This is a genomic window from Bacillus sp. SA1-12, assembly GCF_000981385.1.
Taxonomy (GTDB): Bacteria; Bacillota; Bacilli; order Bacillales; family Bacillaceae; genus Metabacillus.
Genome location: NZ_LATZ01000024.1, coordinates 49,082 through 69,969 on the forward strand (window position 1 = coordinate 49,082; position 20,888 = coordinate 69,969).

Below are 20,888 nucleotides of genomic sequence, written 5' to 3' on the forward strand. Positions count from 1 at the left end.
TCCTCCCCTTTGTATCTATTTATTTATTAGAAAAGCGTTAGCTCCATTTCAGTTTCTGCCAACGAATATCACTATACGCTTATCCTCCTGAGTATCATTACCCCTGACTTTACTTAACAGATCCCAGCATGACGCCTGAAACAAAGTACTTTTGCACAAACGGATATACTGTCAAAATTGGTAAAATCGTAAGTACCATCGTCACCGATTTTATGTTTGATGAAATTTGCGTTAAGTTATCTGCAGATGTAGCTCCTGCTGAAGTACCCCCAGTAACACCGGCAATCAAGTTTCTAAGATAGATTGTAACTGGAAATAACTCTTTTTGATCGAGATATAGGAAGGCTGGAAACCATGAATTCCAGTGTCCTACTGCATAGAAAAGGACCATTGTTGCAAGAACTGCCTTACTGAGCGGCAAGATGATTTTTAATAGAATGCCATACGTATTCAAACCATCGATTGATGCGGCTTCTTCCAGCTCCTCGGGCATATTTTCAAAGAAGGATTTCATGATGAGCATGTTATAGATGCTGATTGCACCCGGAATTACGATGGCCCACATTGTATTATCAAACCCTAAGCTATTAATCAATACATAGTTTGGGATTAATCCGCCGTTAAAGAACATGGTAAAGACAGCAAAAAGTGTTAAAAATCTGCGGCCAACCAATCGTTTTTTTGATAAGGCATAGGCAAAGATCGTTGTTAAAAACATTGAGATGACTGTTCCTACAACTGTATAAACCACTGTATTTTTATAGTTGATCCAAAACATTTCATCTTTGGCTACTGTTTTATAAGTTTCAATATTAAAGCCCTTTGGAAGCAAATTAACCTTACCGGCATTGATATAGGCTTCACTGCTAAAAGATTGGGCAATAACATTTAAAAATGGATAAAGCGTGCAAAAGACAATAACAAGCAAGATAATTGTATTGAACACCTTAAAAATCTTATATTGAGCAGATTCCTGCATGAAAGCCACCTCCTACCATAGACTTCTTTCTGTTAGCTTCCGCGAAATACCGTTTGCAGTTAAAACTAAGATCAATCCAATAATAGATTCGAATAAACCAATCGCTGTCGCATAACTGAAGTTACTTGATTCAAGACCGACACGATATAAATAAGTAGAAATAACATCTGAAGTTTCATAGGTTAATGGATTATACAAAAGCAGGATTTTCTCAAAACCTACAGCCATAAAGCTGCCGATATTTAAGATTAACAATGTCACAATGGTTGGAAGGATCCCTGGAATGGTGATATGTAGTGTTTGCTTCCAGCGATTCGCTCCATCCATTTTTGCAGCTTCATAGAGGGATTCATCAATCGTTGTTAGCGCTGCCAAATATAAAATGGCTCCCCAGCCCATTCCTTGCCATATCTCTGAGCTAATATAGATGGTTCTAAACCATTCAGCTTGCTGAATAAAGTTAATTTTCTCTCCTGTAAAGAACTCAACAATCGCATTAATCGAACCATTGATAGCCGTCAATTGAAGAATCATCCCGGCAACAATAACAATCGATAAGAAGTGCGGCAAATAGGATGCGGTTTGAACAAATTTCTTAAATTTTTTCGATTTCACTTCATTTAACAACAAAGCAAAGATAATTGGCATTGGAAAGCAAAACAATAAGGTTAGTCCGCCCATTATGAGGGTATTCGTGAATACCTTCCAGAACGTCGGGTCATTAATAAACATCTTGAAATAGTGAAAGCCGACCCATGCTTCTCCATAAATATTGCCGCCTGGAATAAATCTTCTAAAAGCAATAACATTCCCAATCATTGGACCATATTTAAAAATCACTAAGTAAATAATAGGCAAAATCAACAATGAGTAAAGCTGCCAATCCTTACGTATTACTGTCGCCATTCTGGATAGCTTACTTGTTTTCGCTTCTTTCAATACTTGCGCATTGCCAGCCTTTCCAATTTTAACTTCCTCCATATTAGCCCCCCTGACTTTAATTAATAATTAAATCTTGCACTTTTATTTCCACCCTATTAAAACGCTTACAAATTAGGGACAAAAAACAGTAAACTAAGAGATTAACACCAGTAGAAATTATAATATTAGTATGGTAGTTTTTATTTACTTTTACTCCCACATATAGTAGTTTAATAACTAACAGTTGCACATTAGATGTACTAGTATGGTAACTATGTTTATATAATAAACTAAGTTTTCTCTTTATTCAATACATTTCTTTTACTTTTTTTACAGAAATGACACAACATGGCGGAAGTTGTCGATTTTTGTTAAACAAATTGATTGAAACTTCGTATTTAAAGAGGTGATACACGCAAAGAAAAACCAATATTTTACTGTATTAATCACAATGTACTGCCCCACTAAAATCATCAGTGTCAGTCTTCATAGATTTTCAGAGCCTTTCCAAAAAAATAAGAAGAAAGCGAGTATACGAAATATGAATAAGAAAATTCTTTTTAATGATGGCTGGGAATTTGCAAAAAGCAGTTTAGAAGTAACTGATCATACAGCTTTGCCCTTTAAACCTGTGGATATTCCTCACGATTGGCTAATCTATCAAACATTAAATCTATATGAAAACAGTATTGGCTGGTATCGTAAGCGCTTTACTTTGCCTGAGGCGGCCAAGAAAATTCTGTTGTATTTTGATGGAGTGTATATGGATTCCTCCCTATTTGTAAACGGGCAATATATTGGCGAATGGAAATACGGCTATTCCTCGTTTGAACATGAAATCACAGATGCACTTGTTGAAGGGGAAAATGAAATTCTTGTAAAAGCAGTGTTTCAAAGCCCTAACAGCAGATGGTACTCGGGAGCTGGCATTTACCGGAATGTCTGGCTAAAGACGCAAGATATAAATCATATTGTGACAGATGGGATTTACATTTCAACCAGCCAACAGGACAGCTGTTGGCTGGTTGAGATCGACACAGACATAAACATCGATGAAGAAGTACAACTATTACACACCCTCATGTATAAGGACCAATTGATTGCGAGTACTTTTGAGAGGGTATTTCCAGGAGATACATCACGTTCTATTAATCAGCAAAGGCTTTTTGTAGATAACCCCTTGCTATGGAGCACTGAGGAACCTGCTCTTTATCAATTGATAACCGAATTGGTTATCGTCGATCAAGCGACAAATAAAAGAGGAAAAGAAATTGAAACGATCACACAAAATATCGGCTTTAGAAAAGTAACGCTGGATCCTACTCTAGGTTTTCTTTTAAATGATAAAAGAATGAAATTAAATGGTGTTTGCGAGCATCATGATTTAGGAGCCTTGGGAGCTGCCTTTAATAAAACAGCCTTAAAAAGAAGATTTGAAATTTTAAAAGATATGGGTGTTAACGCGATCCGGACTGCTCACAATATGCCAGCAAAGGAACTGATGGATTTAGCAGATGAGATGGGAATGCTTGTCGTTTCCGAAGCGTTCGATATGTGGGAACGATCAAAAACGCCATATGATTATGCAAGATTCTTTAAGGATTGGGCTCATATTGATGTAAAAAGCTGGGTGATGCGTGATCGAAATCATCCGAGTTTGATCATGTGGAGCATTGGAAATGAAATTTATGATACCCATGCAGATGAAAGAGGTCAAGAGGTATCAAAAATGCTAATGGAGTATGTACGACAATTTGATCCGAAAGGAAATGCAAGCGTGACCATAGGTTCGAACTATATGCCATGGGAAAATGCGCAAAAATGCGCGGATCTTGTGAAGGTTGCGGGCTATAATTATGCCGAAAAATATTATCAAAAGCATCATGAGGAGCATCCCGATTGGATTATCTATGGCAGTGAAACCTCATCTGTCGTACAAAGCAGAGGGATCTATCATTTCCCATTTGAAAAATCGATTCTTGCAGATGATGACGAGCAATGCTCTGCACTTGGGAATAGTACGACAAGCTGGGGGGCAAAGTCAGCTGAAGCATGTATTCTAGCAGAAAGAGATACCCCCTTCTCTCTTGGTCAATTTCTTTGGACCGGCTTTGACTATATCGGTGAACCGACGCCTTATCATACAAAGAACTCTTATTTTGGACAAATTGATACAGCTACTTTTAAGAAGGATTCCTATTACATTTATCAAGCAGCCTGGACAGATTACAAGACAAAGCCAATGGTTCATATTTTCCCATATTGGGATTTTAATAAAGGACAGATGATTGATGTTCGCGTATGTTCAAATGCGCCAAAGATTGAACTGCAATTTAATGGGGACACAATTGGAACCTATGATATTGACCATGAACATGGAACACAGCTTGTTGGCTGGTGGAAAATCCCGTATGAAGAAGGAGAATTAAAAGCGATTGCCTATGATGAGAATGGGAGCGTTATCGCAACTGATAGGAAGAAATCTTTCAAAGACGCAAAGAAGATTTGTTTGCAGGTAGATAAAGAACAACTTATTGCAGATGGTCAGGACTTAATTTTTGTCGAAATTTCCATGCAGGATGAAGATGGAAATCCTGTCGAAAATGCGAACAATCGAGTTCATGTTAATGTGTCAGGTTCAGGCCGTCTTATCGGACTTGATAATGGGGATAGTACTGATTATGACCCTTACAAAGGATTATCCAGACGATTATTCAGCGGCAAGTTAATGGCCATTATCGCTGGAACCTTAGAACCTGGAAAGATTCAAATTGAAGTCTCCTCTAAAGGATTTGAAAGCACAACCGCTGAATTTGAATCTCTTCCTGTAAAGGATCCTATAGTTGGGATGACGGCATATATGGAAAATCAAGATTTACCTTGTGAGATGGGAATCAAGGAAGAAATCCCGCTGCGTAAAATCGAATTGATCAGCGATACAGGACAAGTATTTAATGAAACAACAACGGAAATGTATGTAAGCGTAAAATTACATCCGGAAACGACTTCCTATCAAGATGTTGCGTGGAGTGTCGTCAATGATGCAGGTATTGAGTCAAATATCGCCAAGGTCGAAGCAATGGGCCATATAGCGAAAATATCGGCATTAGGTGATGGCGAGTTTCGACTTCGTTGTACAAGTAAAAACGGCAGCGATAAAACGAAACTCATCTCCCAATTAGAATTTCAGGCAGTTGGCCTGGGTACAGCCTACAAAGATCCATATGGGTTTATTTCTGCAGGACTGTATGATTATAGTAAAGGTGAGGTAGGAAACGGGAACGAAAGGGGCGTTGCAACGAGCAGAGATGGCGAAACACAGGTAGGCTTTCATGATATCGACTTTGGTCCATATGGATCTGATACGATCACCATTCCAATCTTCACCTTAACGAGTGAACCGTATTCTCTGCAAATCTGGGAGGGAATGCCTGATGAAGACGGAAGTGAATGTCTAGCAGATGTGATGTATCAAAAGGAATCAAAGTGGAATGTGTATCAGGAAGAAACCTATCACCTATCAAAAAGACTGAAAGGAATTACTTCGATCTGTTTCGTTCTTCAGCAAAAGGTCCATATAAAAGGTTTTTCCTTTGAAAGAAAAAATCGGGCCTTTGCGCAAAATAACGCGGCTGACTGTGACCACATCTATGGTGATACATTTAAACTGGCTGAAAGCCGTGTTGAAGGAATAGGAAATAATGTTTCATTAGAATTAGAAGAGATGGATTTTACAAACGAGGGTGCTTCAAAACTTATTATTTACGGCCGATCGCCTATAGATAAAAATACCCTTCACATCCGTTTTGCCAGCAATGAGGGGGAAACAAATCAATTAATTGAATTTGCGTATTCAGAAGAATACGCAGAGCGTGTATTTGAATTAGACAAAATAACTGGAGTCCAAAAGGTGACCTTCATCTTCCTGCCAGGAAGCAACTTTGATTTTGGCTGGTTCCGATTTGAGAAGTAAATAGAGTTACTATCCAAAAAATGCATTAGGAGGTATTCTGCCTCCTAATGCATTTTTTGATCCTTGTCTAGGGTGTCACCGAAAAGAAATATCCGCTGAAAATGAGGAAGTTGCGCTGAAAAAAGAACAGGGCGCTGAAAGATAGGCCGAACTCGCTGAAAAAATGGTCTAATCCGCTGAAAAGTTGTACAGGGTCGCCGAAAAGTTCTGTCATGCGCTGAAATAATTGCTTATCGATGATTTTCGGATTATATCTGCGAGATTCCCTCTTTTCAGCTCCTTTCCCATTTTGCCCTGCCAATAAATAAATATTGTGGCCAGAACAACAAATTTTCTTACTATAATACAATCACAACTTCTGTTCCCTCATTTAATTGACTTTCAACCGCTATTTCTCCTCCATGTGCTTCAATCACTTGTTTAGCAATTGCTAAGCCCAGGCCACTCCCTTTATGGGTTTCACCGGTATTCGTTCCTCGATAATATCGGGTAAATAAATTTTCAATCTCATTTTCAGGTATGCCTTTTCCCTTATCCTTAATATCGATTTGAACGTGGTTTTTCTCCTTCTTGACCGAAATTTTAATAAATGTATCTGGTGGATTATGAACAATGGCATTATAGATGATGTTCATAAATGCACGTTGCAACAGCAATTTATCACATTTACTAGGATAGTTTTCAATTTTAGCTGAAAATTCGAGATTGGTTTCTTCATATAAAGGATGATTCAAGATTTGGATGACTGATTCCCGTAAAATCTCGACAAGGTCCTCGACCTTTTGGGCTACAGGGAATGACGCACTATTTAATTTATAGGTAAGGTTTAAATCATCAATCAACCGTTCAATATAGCTAGACTTATCTAAAATAATCTCAGTATACTTTTTCCGTTCAAGTTTACTTAGCTCATAATCTGTATTTTGAATAAGCTCTGTATAGCCTCTGATTGATGCAAGAGGTGTTTTTATATCATGAGTAATATTCGTTACCCAGTCCTCTCTTATCTTTTCAAGCTTATTCCGTTCCGCCTCATTTGATAACAAGGTAGATGATAATTCATTTAAATTAAGAAAAACAGTTTGATAAATACCAGCAGGTTCATATTCTTTCCGATAGTCACCTTTTACTAAATGTTGAATGCCGCTAATGATCTTTACAATTGGTTTTGCTAAACGTCTGCTAAAAAAGTAGCCGAATAACAAGGCAATAAGCATGACAACTGCAACAACAACAAAGAAGACAATTACAGCATCCCACAAAAGCGTTTCTGAGCGATAATAAAGACTCGTCTTTCCAATGACTTCCTCTGGAAACCCCATAATATAGCTTAGATCCCTGCTGCCACTTCTCAGCATTCCAACAAAAATAGTTGAATCCTCAAGTGCTCCTGTAAACTTATGATAATGAATAAGTTTTGCTGGTGTATAATGATCTGGGGCATGCTCCGGCTTGAATCGGCTATACAACTCTGTCCCATTTTCATCAAGAACCTGGATCCAAACATCCCCTTGCTCCAGTTCGTTTAAATTTTCATCTGGAATCACAATTTGATTATTTTTAACCTCAATATGCTCAGCAAAGTCTACCGTATAGGTCCCTGGGTTTTGATACGGTAATATGCGTTCCCGTCCAATATTGCTATAGAGAAATAATATCGATATAGTAAAAAAGACAAAAAGCGATAACAGCAGGCTTAGGACCATAAAGACGAGAAAATGTGCTGTTACTTTCCATTTCATGACTCATTGCCTCTAACCTGCAGTTTATACCCAAGTCCTTTTACTGTTTTAATTAATACTGGATTGCTTGGATCGTCCTCTATTTTCTCCCGCAAACGTCTGATGTGAACCATAATCGTATTATCAAATCCAATATAATCCTCTCCCCATACGATCTCACATATTTTACTTTTGCTAAAGATCTGATTTGGATGCTTCGCGAATAAAATAAGCAGCTGGAGTTCTTTTGCAGTGAGTGTTAACAGTTTGCCCCCCTTCCTTACTTCACCAGTAGTCGGGTAAATCGTAACATCCGCAAACGTTAAACTCTTCTCTCCACTATTGCTTAACTGAATATATTGGTTGCGCCGCAGCTGTGCTTTGATTCGAAAGACAACCTCTTTTGTACTAAAAGGCTTTGTGACATAATCATCTCCCCCTATACCAAGGCCAAGCAATTTATCAATTTCATCTGATTTCGCCGACAAGAAAATGATCGGGGCAAACGTGATTTCCCTCATTTTCCTGCAGACATCATACCCCTCCATATCAGGAAGCATGATGTCCAAGACAATTACATCCGGCTTTTCTTTTTCACAAAGCTCAATAGCTCTTTGACCAGTCGTTGCCTTCACGATTTGCTGGAAACCATCTTTCTTTAATACAGTTTCCAATAGATTTAAAAGATCGACTTCATCATCAACCAGTAAAACTTTTTTTTCGGCTGCTCCTCCTAGTGACATGTCTACATTTCCTTCCACGATTTATTTTCATAGTATATCTTTTGTACGGAAGCGGAAAACTCCTAGCATAGACAGCAAGAAAATGCTGATCGAAATACCGATCATGATCATTCCTTTTTCCCCTATTTCGAATACAAAGTTTAACGATGAAACAATCGGATAATCCCATGGGTAAAAAATCCAATACGTTTCAGAATTTGCAACCAGCATTGCTGGAAATGCAAGTCCTCCGCCTAGAGTCATTGGAATTCCTACATGCATAAAACGATAACTCACATAAAATAGTATACCAATAATTGGCAGAGAGGAAAGAAAAATCATGCCAAACCGTTTTGCCATCCATAAATAAGGAATCGGCCCAATCTCGAGCATATGCCCTGCAACCGCAAGCCCAAGATAAAGCAATACGAGGCTATAGACAATCAAAACAAAACTAATAAGAAGCTTTGCAACATAAACCTGCCCTCTTTTAACAGGTAATGCGAATAGCTGCTTCCAGCCATTACTACTATGCTCAATTCGAGCAATCATCGCAATGATAACGGTAATGATCAATGGGAGAATCAACCAGCCATATGCCGCCATGCTTCCTTGATACAAAAATCCCTTAAATACTTCTTCTGCATTCTCACTATTATCCGTACGTGCAAACTGATACCCTTGAATAAGGGCAAACAGTGTTAAGACCGTCGTCATGTAAACGATTTTTGATCGTTTTAATTTAAACCATTCTACCTTTAATAGCGTCATCATTTCACATTTTCCTCCTATAGAACATCCTTTTGATTAAAGTGCCACAAGCCGCCAATAACAAAGACCAGCATGAGCAAGAGACTGCTTGGAATAAGTTCTGATGAATTCTCAAACAGGCCGTCTGTGTAAAAAGGAAGGGCATACGGAAAAAATTTCGACACTTTAGGTAACATAAAGATCACCATAGAAGAGACGATAACTCCGGCAAATCCGATCACGATCGGAATGATATTGTTTTTAAAATAGGAGCTCAACCAATTATGCAGGCTGGCCACTGCTAAAATCATTACAGCTTGATTGGCTGCATATCTTCCATAACTGCCCCATTCAACTGCTTCTGGAAAACCAATCACGAAACCAACAAAAATAAGGCCAAGCATATTAAACATGATTAAAAGGAAACTAAACAGGAAGCCTGCAAGAAACTTAGATAGATACACACTTTCTTTCCTTACTGGCAAACTCAAATATTGCTTCCAATTCGACTGGCCCTCCTCTACTTGATAAAGCAATGCATAAATAATTCCAATAAACATCGGCAAAAACATTCCCCATCCCAGCACACGGTGATTTTCGATTAGCAAGACATCCCAAGAGGTGTAACCTTCATGCAGGGCATTCTGATATAAATAGTCATAACGTATCGTAAAATCTAAAAACATCGCTAAGGTTGTTCCCGCAGGAATAATTAGTAAAAACAGCCATAGCCAACCCTTTTTCTGCTTATAAAACTCTAGCTTTATCAATGTTAAAAGCTTCACACCACTCCCTCCCTGCCAGTAATATCAAGGAAGATTTTCTCTAATGAATGCTTCTTAAGCATTATTTGATGCACATTATATCCATTCATAATAAGCTCACGATTGATCTTGGCCGGCTCAATAGCAGGGTCTAGATAGAGGAAGCGTTGGTCACTTGTATAAGGAATACCAATGTCTTTTAAATATGCTTCCACCTTAGCTCTTGGTTCTGCTTCTAATTGGACTCTTTCTTTTTGTCTCTCCCGCAACTCCTCCATTCTGCCTTGAAATAAGAGTTTCCCTTTGTTAATAATGCCAACATGTGTTGCCATTAAATCAATTTCACTTAAAATATGACTGGAGATTAAAATCGTAATTCCATGGTCTTTTGGCAGATTTTTAATAAGTTCACGAATTTCGATAATACCTGATGGATCTAAACCATTTGTTGGTTCATCTAAAATTAACAATTTAGGATTGCCAAGCAGTGCCTGGGCAATCCCCAATCTTTGCTTCATTCCAAGCGAAAACTTTTTCACTGCTTTATGCTGAACATCTGCTAATTTCACAATGTCAAGCACCCGAGTGATATCCTTTTTATCTGCGCCAAGAATTTGCCTGATTACTTCCAAATTTTCATATGCTGTTAAGTGGCTGTAATAAGAAGGGGTCTCTACCATCGAACCTACACGGCTTAAAATGGCAAGTCGATCCTTTTTAATCGATTGATCAAACAACCTCACCTCTCCGTTTGTTTCCTTTACAAGTCCCAGGATCATCCGTATTGTCGTAGATTTCCCAGCCCCATTTGGCCCTAAAAACCCGTAGATTCCACCTTTCGGAACCTGCAAATTCACTTGATCAACAGCTACAAACCTTCCAAACTCCTTTGTTAGGTTTTTCGTTTCTATAATAAAATCAGACATAGGTACCCTCCGTTTTTGTTTACTATAGAGGTATTCTACATCTGGAAGCTTAACTGTCATTTTGCTCTAGCTTAAATGAACCTTAAATTTAATAAAAAAAAAGATCAAGAAACCTTTCGTTTAAGGTTTGCTTGATCTTTTTTTAAAATGAATTTATTGAACTAGTTCATCAACAGATTGTTTTTCATGGACACGTTTGATTGCTTCACTTATTAAAGGAGCAACAGAAAGCTCAACTAGCTTATCAATTCGTTTTTCTTCCGGAAGTCTAATGGAGTCTGTTACAACTAACTCTTTTATCGTAGAGTTTTTGATACGCTCAATGGCAGGTCCAGATAAAACCGGATGTGTACAGCAAGCATAAACCTCTTTTGCCCCATTTTCGACAAGAGCATTTGCAGCTAATGTAATCGTTCCAGCAGTATCAATAATATCATCGATAAGAATCGCCGTTTTCCCTTCAATATCTCCGACAATATTCATGACTTCCACAACATTTGGTCTCGGGCGTCTTTTGTCAATAATGGCAATTGGTGCTTTTAGCTTATCTGCCAATTTACGAGCACGAGTCACCCCACCATGATCAGGGGAAACAATAACGATATCATCTAAGTTCTTATTTTGAAAATATTCGCCCAAAGTAGGAACTCCTAAAAGATGGTCAATTGGTATATCAAAGAATCCTTGAATTTGCGGTGCATGCAAATCAAGTGTAATCATACGATTTGCACCTGCTCTTTGGATAAGATTCGCCACAAGCTTAGCAGTAATCGGCTCCCGTGCTCTCGCTTTACGATCTTGTCTCGCATAGCCATAGTATGGAATCACCAGATTAATCGTTTTCGCGGAAGCACGCTTTAATGCATCGATCATGATTAAGAGCTCCATTAAATGTTCGTTTACCGGATCGCTGATTGATTGGATTAGATAAATTTCGCTGCCTCGAATACTTTCTTCAATATTTATTTGGATTTCTCCATCACTAAAGCGTGATACAGAACTCTTCCCTAGTTCCACCCCGAGAATCTCACTAATTCTTTTTGATAATTCCGGATCAGAGTTTAACGTGAACAGTTTTAGATTTGAATCTTCATAGCGATTAGGCATAGTACAGTGAAAACCTCCATTAGGATTTTAATAAACGATGATTATAGTACTAGTTTACACTATAAGAGGAACGTTCCATAGTGGGTTCTTAAGAAATCTGTGGCTAAAAAATTAATTTATGTGTTATCTATTGTTTAATATAAAAAACTGATTGTTCAGATGATTCAAATAAAAATGAAAGAATGATCACTTAACGGATTGACCAATCCAATTATTTACACTACTATTAATATAAATATTATATATTAATAAATATATAAATAACTAAAAGAAAGGAGGTCAAAAATAAATAGTCTCCTATCCCGATTGGTTTAGGAAACCCTTTAAGAAAGCACATGTTATAACCCTTAAATGGAAGCGTTAACAAACACTATAAGAAAAGAGGCAAAGATTAAATGATCAAACGAATGACCGCTTTGTTGTTAATATTTTTGTTAATCGCCCCAAACTTTGGAACTGGTCATGCGATCACTGCCAAAGGGAATCCTGTGATTAAAGAAAGCTTTAGTGCTGATCCTGCTGCTTTGGTACATAACGGGAAAGTTTACTTATATGTTGGTCACGATGAAGCAGTCACCAACGACAATTTCTTTGTATTGAAAGAGTGGAATATTTACTCTTCTACTGATATGAACAATTGGACTTTAGAAGGAGCCGTCCCTAGAACGATTTTTGAATGGGCGGATCGTGATTCCGCATGGGCTGGGCAAGTTATAGAAAGGAACGGAAAATTTTATTGGTACACGACTGTCTATAACCCTGACCCTAATGAAAAGGGGTATTCAATAGGTGTAGCGGTTTCTGATAATCCTGTAGAGGGCTGGGAGGATGCGATTGGCGGTCCATTAGTTAGCAACAGCATGACTCCTAATCCGGAAAGTATGGGAGAAGAACCCTGGGATAATATTGATCCAACTGTTTTTATTGATGATGATGGACAAGCCTATTTATACTGGGGAAATACCCATTTATATTATGCAAAATTGAAGGAAAATATGGTTGAACTCGATGGAGAAATTCACCAGGTTGCGATTAATGGAATGCAAGGTTCCTACACAGAAGCTCCTTGGCTGCACAAGTATAATGGAAAGTACTATCTCTCCTTTGCTATGAATTGGCTAGAGGAAATTGGCTATGCGATAAGTGACAGCCCAGCTGGACCTTGGAACTTCGCCGGTAAACTAATGGATTCAACAGGAGACTCTGGAACCAATCACCAATCTATAATTGAATACGATGGACAATGGTATTTTATTTATCACAATGCTGCCTTGCCTACCGGCGGGGATTATCGGCGTTCGGTAGCAATAGAGGAGCTGAATTACTATCCTGACGGTAAGATCAAGAAAATGAGACCTACCGCTTCCGGCATAAATGATGACCCTCAATTGCTTCAAGTAAAAATCGAAAATGGATATGTATTTCACTCTAATGATGAAATACGGATCAGCTCGCTCACTGGAAATCCTTATGGCTACCAATGGTATACTGTACCTGGCTTGGCTGACAGCGGAGAAAAGTTTATATCGTTTCAAGCTGAAAATAAACCAGGATATTATTTAAAAAGAGCCGGTTCGACTATTATCCTGGCAAAGAATGATGGAACTCAGGAGTTTAAAGAACAAGCCACATTTAAAGTCGTTTCCGGCCTCACAGATCAGACTTGGTCTTCTTTTCAGGCATATAACGATGAACAGCTATATCTTTATCAAAAAGAAGATCATACGTTAGGATTAACTGCAGCAACCTCGATAGAGAATAAAGATAAAGCAGAATTTCAATTAAAAGATGCAAATGCAGAGGGGATTGAGCTTGAAATTCATTCAGAAATCTTAAAGGAAGGAACTGAAACAGTTTTAACAGCAAAAACTCTACCTGATGATGCATTGATAAAAGACGTCAAATTTTTCTCGTCAAACCCAGATGTCCTTTCTGTATCCGGGTCGCCATACATGACAGCTGAAGGGGAAGTTCATGTGATGTTGAGTGCCAATTCTAAAGGAAATGCTGCCATAACAGCTATTACAGAAGATGGACATTTATCTTCAACTGTTAACCTTGAGGTAATAGAAAATAAGAAGAAGCCTCAAAAAATAAAAAATGTTAATGTTATCTATAACCCTTCTACTAGAGAAGTGAATATAGAAGGACAATTAAAAAATAAAGCTGGCAGATTAATAGCTGCAAGAATAGTAGATCCCAGCGGGAATTCAGACTATATCGATCAGACACTGACTGGAGAAAAAGGGGAATTTTCCTTCAATTATCTATCTACTAATGTTCACAGTGGTGAGTATCGTGTAGAGGTTTATGGTGCAAATCCGCTTGCAGTCTATCAGACAAGCTTTACCATGTCACCTCAAATAACTGCCCATTATGAATTTAATAGTAACCTCCATAACCGAACAGGTAATTTTGATTCAGGTACCGTAACAGGGAATCGAATCAATAATGAAGGCGGCAGCATTTCATACAGTGATGGCATACTAGGTGAAGCAGCGTTGTTTAATGGTGAATCAGGTATAAAGCTGCCTAACAGCTTGATCAAAAGTCATACATACAGCGTCTCTTTATGGCTTAACCCTGAAGAGCTAGCACAATTTACAACAACATTCTTCGGTGCTAGAGATATGAATAACTGGGTTAGCCTTGTTCCAAAAGGACCAGGAGCCGGAAATACAATGGTCTGGTCAGGAACGAGATGGTATGATGCTAATACAGGGATGTCGATCCAACCGAATCAATGGACTCATCTGGCTTTTGTCGTAGATAACGGAAACATACATGTCTATATCAATGGTGAGGAAAAGTTCTCTGGCACAAGCTTTCCAGATGTTTTCACCTCCGCAGGCTCCGTCTTCAGCTTAGGAGTTAACTATTGGGATGTCCCTTACAAAGGATTAATGGATGATTTAAAAATCTATGACAATACCGTTCTTCCAGAGATAGAAGTAAAGAATGAATATAACAAAGGCATACACCCTTTGATAGAAAATCCTTCTTAAAAAGGTAAAAGGAAAGACAGTCCTCTAAGGGATAGCTTAGGCTATCTCTTTTCCTTTTCAGTTCTAACTTATCAAATTTTATATAAGGTTTTCCCTCAGACTTAAACAGTTGTTTTTTGATTAATAGACTGGTGTGATCGTTTTTTGGCTATAAAAAAGACCTTCTCTAACATGGTTAGAAGGTCTTGATATAAGAGAGTGAAAGAGAATTGTTGTAGATTGGAGGTTCAAAAAGAATAAAACCCGCCGAAAAATTATGGCGGGTTTTTTATGTGGGAATCTCAATTCATTTATATATAAAGTCAAATAGTAACAAGAACATCTACTAGTTCAAATTGCATTCAAAAAGGTCTGTATAAATGGAATGGCAGCCCCTACAGGAACTCCGTTTTCCGGTGATCGGCTAATAAAAATAAATGGCTCATTACTTGGAAATGCAGTTTTTTCATACACTTTTTTATGAAGGATTTCCATATCTTTTACCTCTAGGAAAGGTGAGATATGGCCGCCTAAAATAAAATCTCTATTAATGACCAGATGGATATTGTTGATCGAAAACGCTAAATTCTCCAAAAAAGAATTCCATCTCTCCACATATGAAGAGACTCCAGAGCGTACCTGCTGAAAGAAGAAATCTAATGATTCATCTTCTTTTAGAAGTGCACTTACAGAGCTTACTGTTTCCATGCACCCTTTCTTTCCACAGTAACAAGGAGACCCATTGGGATCAATCGTCATATGCTCGACCGTACCGCTATGTCCTTCTTTTCCCATATAAATTTGGTCATTAATGATAATCGCACCACCAAGATGTGTACCGATCGAAAGATAAACAGCATCACCTATATCCTTTCTTACCCACAGCTCCGTAGTTGCTGCACATTTGGCATCATGAACAAACCTGCAAGGATAGTTGAGATGTTTAGAAAAAACATCAATCTCTACCCCAGTCCAATTTAATATTTTTCCATACGTAATTCTTTGCCCATCATTTGATGTCAGCCCTTGTACAGCAAACCCAATACCAAGGACCTGCTCATCTATCACATCTAAAGATGAGATAAACGACTGTACAGCTTCGCTTACTTTCTTATAATAACTATCTTCATTAGAATACCAAAGCGCCAGCTCCATTTGCTGAAACACAACACCAAGCAAATCGACTGCTAAAATACGTACGGTCTTTTTCAAAATTTCCACACCAATGCTAATCCTGGCTTGAGGACATATGGCATAAGCCGTTGCCCGTCTGCCAACAGATGATTCAAAATGTCCGCTCTTTTTAATCAGGTTTTCCCCTTCTAAGCGAACGAGATTTTGGGTAACAGTTGGCAGACTCAGATGAAGCTGATTCGCAATTTCTTGTTTAGAAAGTTTTTCATTTTGATAAATGAGATGGTAAATCGATGAGTAATTATTTTTTTTTATATCTTTAAATGTGATGCTTTGATCCATGGAAATACCCCGTTATGCAAAGTAATTTTATAAAAATAGTTCATTTAATACTGTTTTGAATATATCACACAAATGAAAGTAATAACAACTTTGGCAAGATGTGTTTTGCCAATTCTTATCTTTTTTCATATTGACGAACTCAAAATTAAGTTTTATTATGTAAATACATTTTATAAAATCATTTTACAAAATACATTTACTTAAGGAGAGAGACTGAATATGAGCATTATCGAAAAAATGAGACTGAATGGAAAGAAAATTTTTGTGACTGGCGGTGCAAGAGGAATTGGTAAAAGTGTGGCAACTGCTTTTGCTGAAGCAGGCGCAGATTTAGCGATTGTAGACTTGGATATCGACGAAGCAAAAAAAACCGCTGCAGAGCTTGAAGCAAACAATGGAATTAAAGCGATTGCAATTAAAGCGGATGTAACAAAACCAGAAGATGTCGATGCGATGATCGACGAAATACTGAATGTTTTTGGACGATTAGATGTTGCCTTCTGTAACGCCGGAATCTGCATGAATATTCCAGCAGAGGAAATGACCTATGACCAGTGGAGAAAAGTCATTGATATTAACCTTACTGGTGTATTTTTAACAGCTCAAGCAGCTGGTAAGGTTATGCTGCAACAAGGCGGCGGTTCGATTATTAATACCGCTTCTATGTCAGGACATATTGTCAATGTTCCACAGCCGCAGTGCTCTTACAACGCCTCAAAGGCTGGAGTTATTCAGTTAACAAAATCTCTTGCAGTCGAGTGGGCAAAAAGAAATGTGCGTGTTAATAGTATCAGCCCGGGATATATGGGAACGGAGCTTACATTAAATTCTCCAAGCTTACAGCCATTAATTGAACAATGGAATAGCGCGGCACCACTCGGACGAATGGGTAAACCAGAAGAACTTCAATCCATCTGTGTCTATCTTGCAGGAGATACAAGCAGCTTTACGACAGGTGCTGACTTTGTTATAGACGGTGCTTTTACATGTATTTAATAGATTAATAGAATCAAGTAAAAAGGAGACAATCTATGAACTACCTACTTGGAACAGACATCGGAACATCTGGTACGAAGACGATCTTAATGGACACAGATGGCAATCTCATTGCTCAGGATTTACAAGAATATGATGTATTGACACCAAAGCCTTTATGGGCTGAGCAATGGCCGGATGTATGGCTGGATGCAGCGAAGGATTCGATTAAAAATACTGTACAAAAATCAGGCATTCCAGCAGAGAAAATTCGTGGCCTCGCGATTAGCGGTCTATATGGTGGCTCTGGTATTCCATTGGACGAAAATATGGAGCCTGTAAGACCGTGCATGATTTGGATGGACCGGAGAGCTGAAGAAGAAACAAAGTGGGTGTTGGACCATATTGGAGAAGTCAAGCTTCTGGAAATTACCCATAATGGCGCAGATCCTTATTACGGATATACGAAAATACTTTGGATGAAACATCATGAACCGGAAAATTGGAAGAAAACAAAGCTCTTCCTTCCGCCTAATGATTATGTCATCTATAAGCTGACTGGAAAAATAGCCATTGATTATTCTTCTGCAGGAAATATTGGCGGCATATTTGATATGAATAACAGAACATGGTCGAAGGAATTAATGGATGCGATGGACATTCCCCTGTCAATGATGCCGGAAAATATCGTAGAATCAACAGATATTGTTGGCGGCTTAATAAAAGAAGCTGCAGCCGAACTGGGTCTATCTGAAGGAATGCCTGTGATTGCAAGCGGGATTGACTGCGGTGCTGCCAATATCGGTCTCGGGGTATTTGAATCTGGAATTTATGCTGCGGCAATTGGTACGTCTATGTGTGCAGCTCTTATTTCTGATCAACCGGTGAAAGGAAAAGATCTGATTGTATGGCCATATTTATATGATGCCAAAAGACTTTCCTATTATTTTGCCGGTGGCGCTACAGCTGGTGCGATTGTGAAATGGTTCCGGCAAACGATGTGTCAATTTGAGGTTGAAGCTGAAAGAGCCGGCGGGAGAAATGCCTACGATGTGCTAAATGAACAGGCACAAGAAATCCCAGCAGGCAGCGAAGGTCTGATTGTGCTCCCTTACTTTATGGGAGAAAGAAGTCCAATTTGGGATTCTGATGCAAAAGGAACAATCGTTGGTCTTTCATTAGCTCATACAAAAGCTCATATATACCGGGCGTTCCTGGAAGCGGTTGCGTTTTCGTTAAGAGATGCAATGGAAGCTACAGGTGAAAATCTCGGCGAATACATCTTACTTGCTGGCGGTGTAACAAAGTCAGCACTATGGCGGCAAATCTTTGCAGATGTAACCGGTTATCCAGTTGTCTGTCCAATTCATGACGCAGAAGCAAATATGGGTGATGTCATGCTTGCTGGAATTGGAACGGGTCTTCTCTCTTATGAAGATGTTAAGAAATGGCAAGTGTTAGATGAAAAGATCTTGCCAAACAAACAGAACCATGAAAAATATAATGACTATTACGATGTTTACAAATCTGTTTATCAACATTTAAAACATGATATGAAAATGTTGACAAGACTTTCTAAATTATAATGTTAGACTTATTTAATCTTAACAGGCAGTTATCAATCATTTTTACTTTAAGTGTCATTTTACTGCCCGTTAAGGTTGGGGAAAATTAAAGCGCATTCTACAAAAAAATATACAAAAAATCGCAAAAAAGGATGTGTGAAGCAAATGGATAAATGGAAAAAAAGAATTGGCTATGGAGCAGGAGATTTAGGATGCAACCTGGTCTTTAGTACGATGGCGTCTTACTTAATGTTTTTTTATACAGATGTATTCGGAATAACGGCAGTTGCTGCAGGTACTTTAATGCTTGTCACAAAAATCATTGATGCGTTAACAGATACAGGTATGGGTTTATTGGTTGATCGAACGAAAACGAGATGGGGACAAGGAAGACCCTATTTTCTGATAGGCGCCCTCCCCTTTGCCATCTTTACTGTCATGACATTTATTGTTCCTGATTTCACTGTAACTGGAAAACTGATCTGGGCTTATGTCACGTATACCTTACTATGTACTGCTTATACAGTGGTAAATATTCCATTAAATACGATTGTACCAAGGCTAACCTCAGATAATCATGAACGGAACTGGTTAGTATCAACTCGAATGATATGTGCATTGCTGGGCACAGCGTTAGTCATGTCGATTACAACACCTCTAGTTGATTTCTTCGGTCAAGGAGATACTCAAAAAGGCTTTTTAATCACAATGAGCATTTATGGTGTTGTGGCCATGCTCATCTTTATATTTACATTCATGAACACAAAAGAGGTTGTACCACCTTCTGTCACACATGAGAAATCTTCCTTTAAAGAAGATTTAAAAGGATTGACTGGCCATAGTTTCATTTTCTTTGTCTTAAATTTTCTATACTTTGCCCTATTTGTCATTAGAAATACAACCGTCATTTATTATTTTACGTATAATCTGGAACGTACAGACTGGCTGACGTTTGTCGGGTTATTCGGAATCCTCTCAGGGCTTCCAATGTTGCTAATCTTGCCTTGGCTTCAAAAGAAAATGTCTAAGAAAAATGCTTTACTTTTAAGTACTGCCATTTATATTATAGGAGATTTACTGATTTATTTTGGAAAATCATCCGCAGTCTTACTCATTGCAGGACTGGCTATAACCGGACTTGGGATTTATGGCATCTTCGGCATTACTTTTGCCATACAGCCGGATATCATTGATTATTCAGAGTACAAAAAGAAACGAAGCATCGCTGGTATGATTGCTGCTTTCCAAGGATTTTCGGTAAAAGGAAGCATGGGCCTTGCGAGTGCTTTTATAGGAGTTATTCTGAATTTGGGCGGTTATGTTCCAAATGCCACACAAACCGCAACCGCATTACAATATATTGAACTAACATTTATATGGGTCCCATTAGGTATCTGTTTATTAATTGGAGCCACTATCTGGTTCTATAAACTTGATGAAAAACGTGCAGAAATGGATACAGAGCTCGAGCGCCGTCGTTCATTGCCGAATCAGAAGGTTGTTAATCTTTAATTAAAGCGGATTCAATCGTTTTATTAGTTCAAGCAACCTACTATTTCTTTGCTTTAGTGTTTTTATAAGCAATGATTTCACGTAGTCCCACCCGGCTTAAAGCTGAGTGGGATTTTTTATGATTTGGGAGACCGCTCTATCTCTCCTATTCAATTGGTACTCCTTTACTCTTAGGTTTAAACCTTCTAAAGCTCAGGTTGCTTTTGGAACTTATTTTAAGAATTATTTCTACACCTTCTAAAAACAAGAAATTTGAAAAAAATGTATAATTCGACGTACTGAACATATTCTATTGGTACATGAATTGAACATTTTGAAAGGAATTAATGATATGAATCGAAACATCTCACAAGTGATATTATGGTTCCTTATTGGAAGCACGATCTTATCAACGATATTTAGTTTTGTCGTCATTTATCGGTTAGAGAATGGCATTAGGATGGTATCAGCAATTGAACGCCGCTTACTTGAAGCAAAAAGGAATTATTAATCTAGAAATATTTCCATTTTTAA

The 20,888-nt window shown here is 38.2% G+C and carries 15 protein-coding genes; 6 read left to right on the top strand and 9 right to left on the bottom strand.

Annotation, left to right across the window (positions count from 1 at the left end; all coding sequences use genetic code 11):
* Positions 1-109: 109 nt before the first annotated feature.
* Together WQ54_RS14240 and WQ54_RS14245 are read right to left on the bottom strand one after the other, a co-directional pair.
* Positions 110-979, bottom strand: a complete 870-nt coding sequence (locus WQ54_RS14240) for a carbohydrate ABC transporter permease (RefSeq protein ID WP_046517598.1) — start codon at positions 977-979, stop codon at positions 110-112.
* Positions 980-991: 12 nt separating this feature from the next.
* Positions 992-1,885, bottom strand: a complete 894-nt coding sequence (locus WQ54_RS14245; protein WP_231597533.1) for a sugar ABC transporter permease — start codon at positions 1,883-1,885, stop codon at positions 992-994.
* 556 nt (positions 1,886-2,441) lie between these two features.
* Here WQ54_RS14245 and WQ54_RS14250 point away from each other — a divergent pair.
* Complete coding sequence (locus WQ54_RS14250; RefSeq protein WP_046517600.1) at positions 2,442-5,873, top strand: glycoside hydrolase family 2 TIM barrel-domain containing protein; 3,432 nt, start codon at positions 2,442-2,444, stop codon at positions 5,871-5,873.
* A gap of 338 nt (positions 5,874-6,211) precedes the next feature.
* Here WQ54_RS14250 and WQ54_RS14255 read toward each other — a convergent pair whose 3' ends face one another.
* From WQ54_RS14255 to WQ54_RS14280, 6 genes are all read right to left on the bottom strand, one after another.
* On the bottom strand, positions 6,212-7,615 hold the full coding sequence (locus WQ54_RS14255) for a sensor histidine kinase KdpD (protein ID WP_046517601.1): 1,404 nt from the start codon (positions 7,613-7,615) through the stop codon (positions 6,212-6,214).
* The gene (locus tag WQ54_RS14260) at positions 7,612-8,337 is read right to left on the bottom strand and encodes a response regulator transcription factor (protein WP_046517603.1); all 726 of its coding nucleotides are present in this window, start codon (positions 8,335-8,337) and stop codon (positions 7,612-7,614) included. Before WQ54_RS14260 ends, WQ54_RS14255 begins: the two co-directional genes overlap by 4 nt.
* 27 nt (positions 8,338-8,364) lie before the next feature.
* Complete coding sequence (locus WQ54_RS14265; RefSeq protein WP_046517605.1) at positions 8,365-9,090, bottom strand: ABC transporter permease; 726 nt, start codon at positions 9,088-9,090, stop codon at positions 8,365-8,367.
* Positions 9,091-9,104: 14 nt separating this feature from the next.
* On the bottom strand, positions 9,105-9,851 hold the full coding sequence (locus WQ54_RS14270; protein ID WP_046517606.1) for an ABC transporter permease: 747 nt from the start codon (positions 9,849-9,851) through the stop codon (positions 9,105-9,107).
* Positions 9,848-10,756 carry an ABC transporter ATP-binding protein gene (locus tag WQ54_RS14275; protein ID WP_046517607.1) on the bottom strand — a complete coding sequence of 303 codons (909 nt, stop codon included), beginning with the start codon at positions 10,754-10,756 and terminating at the stop codon, positions 9,848-9,850. The genes WQ54_RS14270 and WQ54_RS14275 overlap by 4 nt, the downstream gene beginning before the upstream one ends.
* Positions 10,757-10,909: 153 nt before the next feature.
* Positions 10,910-11,863: a ribose-phosphate diphosphokinase gene (locus WQ54_RS14280; RefSeq protein ID WP_046517609.1), complete on the bottom strand. Its 954-nt coding sequence runs from the start codon at positions 11,861-11,863 to the stop codon at positions 10,910-10,912.
* Positions 11,864-12,258: 395 nt separating this feature from the next.
* On the opposite strand from WQ54_RS14280, the gene WQ54_RS32660 reads away from it, so the two are divergent.
* The gene (locus WQ54_RS32660; RefSeq protein WP_084822061.1) at positions 12,259-14,868 is read left to right on the top strand and encodes a family 43 glycosylhydrolase; all 2,610 of its coding nucleotides are present in this window, start codon (positions 12,259-12,261) and stop codon (positions 14,866-14,868) included.
* A gap of 330 nt (positions 14,869-15,198) precedes the next feature.
* Here WQ54_RS32660 and WQ54_RS14290 read toward each other — a convergent pair whose 3' ends face one another.
* On the bottom strand, positions 15,199-16,323 hold the full coding sequence (locus WQ54_RS14290; protein WP_046517611.1) for an ROK family transcriptional regulator: 1,125 nt from the start codon (positions 16,321-16,323) through the stop codon (positions 15,199-15,201).
* A gap of 219 nt (positions 16,324-16,542) precedes the next feature.
* Here WQ54_RS14290 and WQ54_RS14295 point away from each other — a divergent pair, with 219 nt between their 5' ends.
* The 4 genes from WQ54_RS14295 to WQ54_RS33610 all read left to right on the top strand — a co-directional run bounded on the left by WQ54_RS14295 (position 16,543) and on the right by WQ54_RS33610 (position 20,865).
* Complete coding sequence (locus WQ54_RS14295) at positions 16,543-17,319, top strand: SDR family oxidoreductase (RefSeq protein WP_046517612.1); 777 nt, start codon at positions 16,543-16,545, stop codon at positions 17,317-17,319.
* A 35-nt stretch (positions 17,320-17,354) separates the two neighbouring features.
* Positions 17,355-18,884, top strand: a complete 1,530-nt coding sequence (locus WQ54_RS14300; RefSeq protein WP_046517614.1) for an FGGY-family carbohydrate kinase — start codon at positions 17,355-17,357, stop codon at positions 18,882-18,884.
* A 144-nt stretch (positions 18,885-19,028) separates the two neighbouring features.
* Complete coding sequence (locus WQ54_RS14305; RefSeq protein ID WP_046517616.1) at positions 19,029-20,375, top strand: MFS transporter; 1,347 nt, start codon at positions 19,029-19,031, stop codon at positions 20,373-20,375.
* Positions 20,376-20,706: 331 nt separating this feature from the next.
* Positions 20,707-20,865, top strand: coding sequence for a hypothetical protein (locus WQ54_RS33610; RefSeq protein WP_156177949.1), 159 nt, complete (start codon positions 20,707-20,709; stop codon positions 20,863-20,865).
* Positions 20,866-20,888 lie beyond the last annotated feature (23 nt).

Bases quoted from the DNA above. Each gene is read 5' to 3' on its own strand.
- WQ54_RS14240 (WP_046517598.1), bottom strand. From the start codon at position 979: ATGCAGGAATCTGCTCAATATAAGATTTTTAAGGTGTTCAATACAATT.
- WQ54_RS33610 (WP_156177949.1), top strand. From the start codon at position 20,707: ATGAATCGAAACATCTCACAAGTGATATTATGGTTCCTTATTGGAAGC.
- WQ54_RS14305 (WP_046517616.1), top strand. From the start codon at position 19,029: ATGGATAAATGGAAAAAAAGAATTGGCTATGGAGCAGGAGATTTAGGA.
- WQ54_RS14295 (WP_046517612.1), top strand. From the start codon at position 16,543: ATGAGCATTATCGAAAAAATGAGACTGAATGGAAAGAAAATTTTTGTG.
- WQ54_RS14280 (WP_046517609.1), bottom strand. From the start codon at position 11,863: ATGCCTAATCGCTATGAAGATTCAAATCTAAAACTGTTCACGTTAAAC.
- WQ54_RS14260 (WP_046517603.1), bottom strand. From the start codon at position 8,337: ATGTCACTAGGAGGAGCAGCCGAAAAAAAAGTTTTACTGGTTGATGAT.
- WQ54_RS14275 (WP_046517607.1), bottom strand. From the start codon at position 10,756: ATGTCTGATTTTATTATAGAAACGAAAAACCTAACAAAGGAGTTTGGA.
- WQ54_RS14300 (WP_046517614.1), top strand. From the start codon at position 17,355: ATGAACTACCTACTTGGAACAGACATCGGAACATCTGGTACGAAGACG.
- WQ54_RS14250 (WP_046517600.1), top strand. From the start codon at position 2,442: ATGAATAAGAAAATTCTTTTTAATGATGGCTGGGAATTTGCAAAAAGC.
- WQ54_RS14255 (WP_046517601.1), bottom strand. From the start codon at position 7,615: ATGAAATGGAAAGTAACAGCACATTTTCTCGTCTTTATGGTCCTAAGC.
- WQ54_RS32660 (WP_084822061.1), top strand. From the start codon at position 12,259: ATGATCAAACGAATGACCGCTTTGTTGTTAATATTTTTGTTAATCGCC.
- WQ54_RS14265 (WP_046517605.1), bottom strand. From the start codon at position 9,090: ATGATGACGCTATTAAAGGTAGAATGGTTTAAATTAAAACGATCAAAA.
- WQ54_RS14290 (WP_046517611.1), bottom strand. From the start codon at position 16,323: ATGGATCAAAGCATCACATTTAAAGATATAAAAAAAAATAATTACTCA.
- WQ54_RS14245 (WP_231597533.1), bottom strand. From the start codon at position 1,885: ATGGCGACAGTAATACGTAAGGATTGGCAGCTTTACTCATTGTTGATT.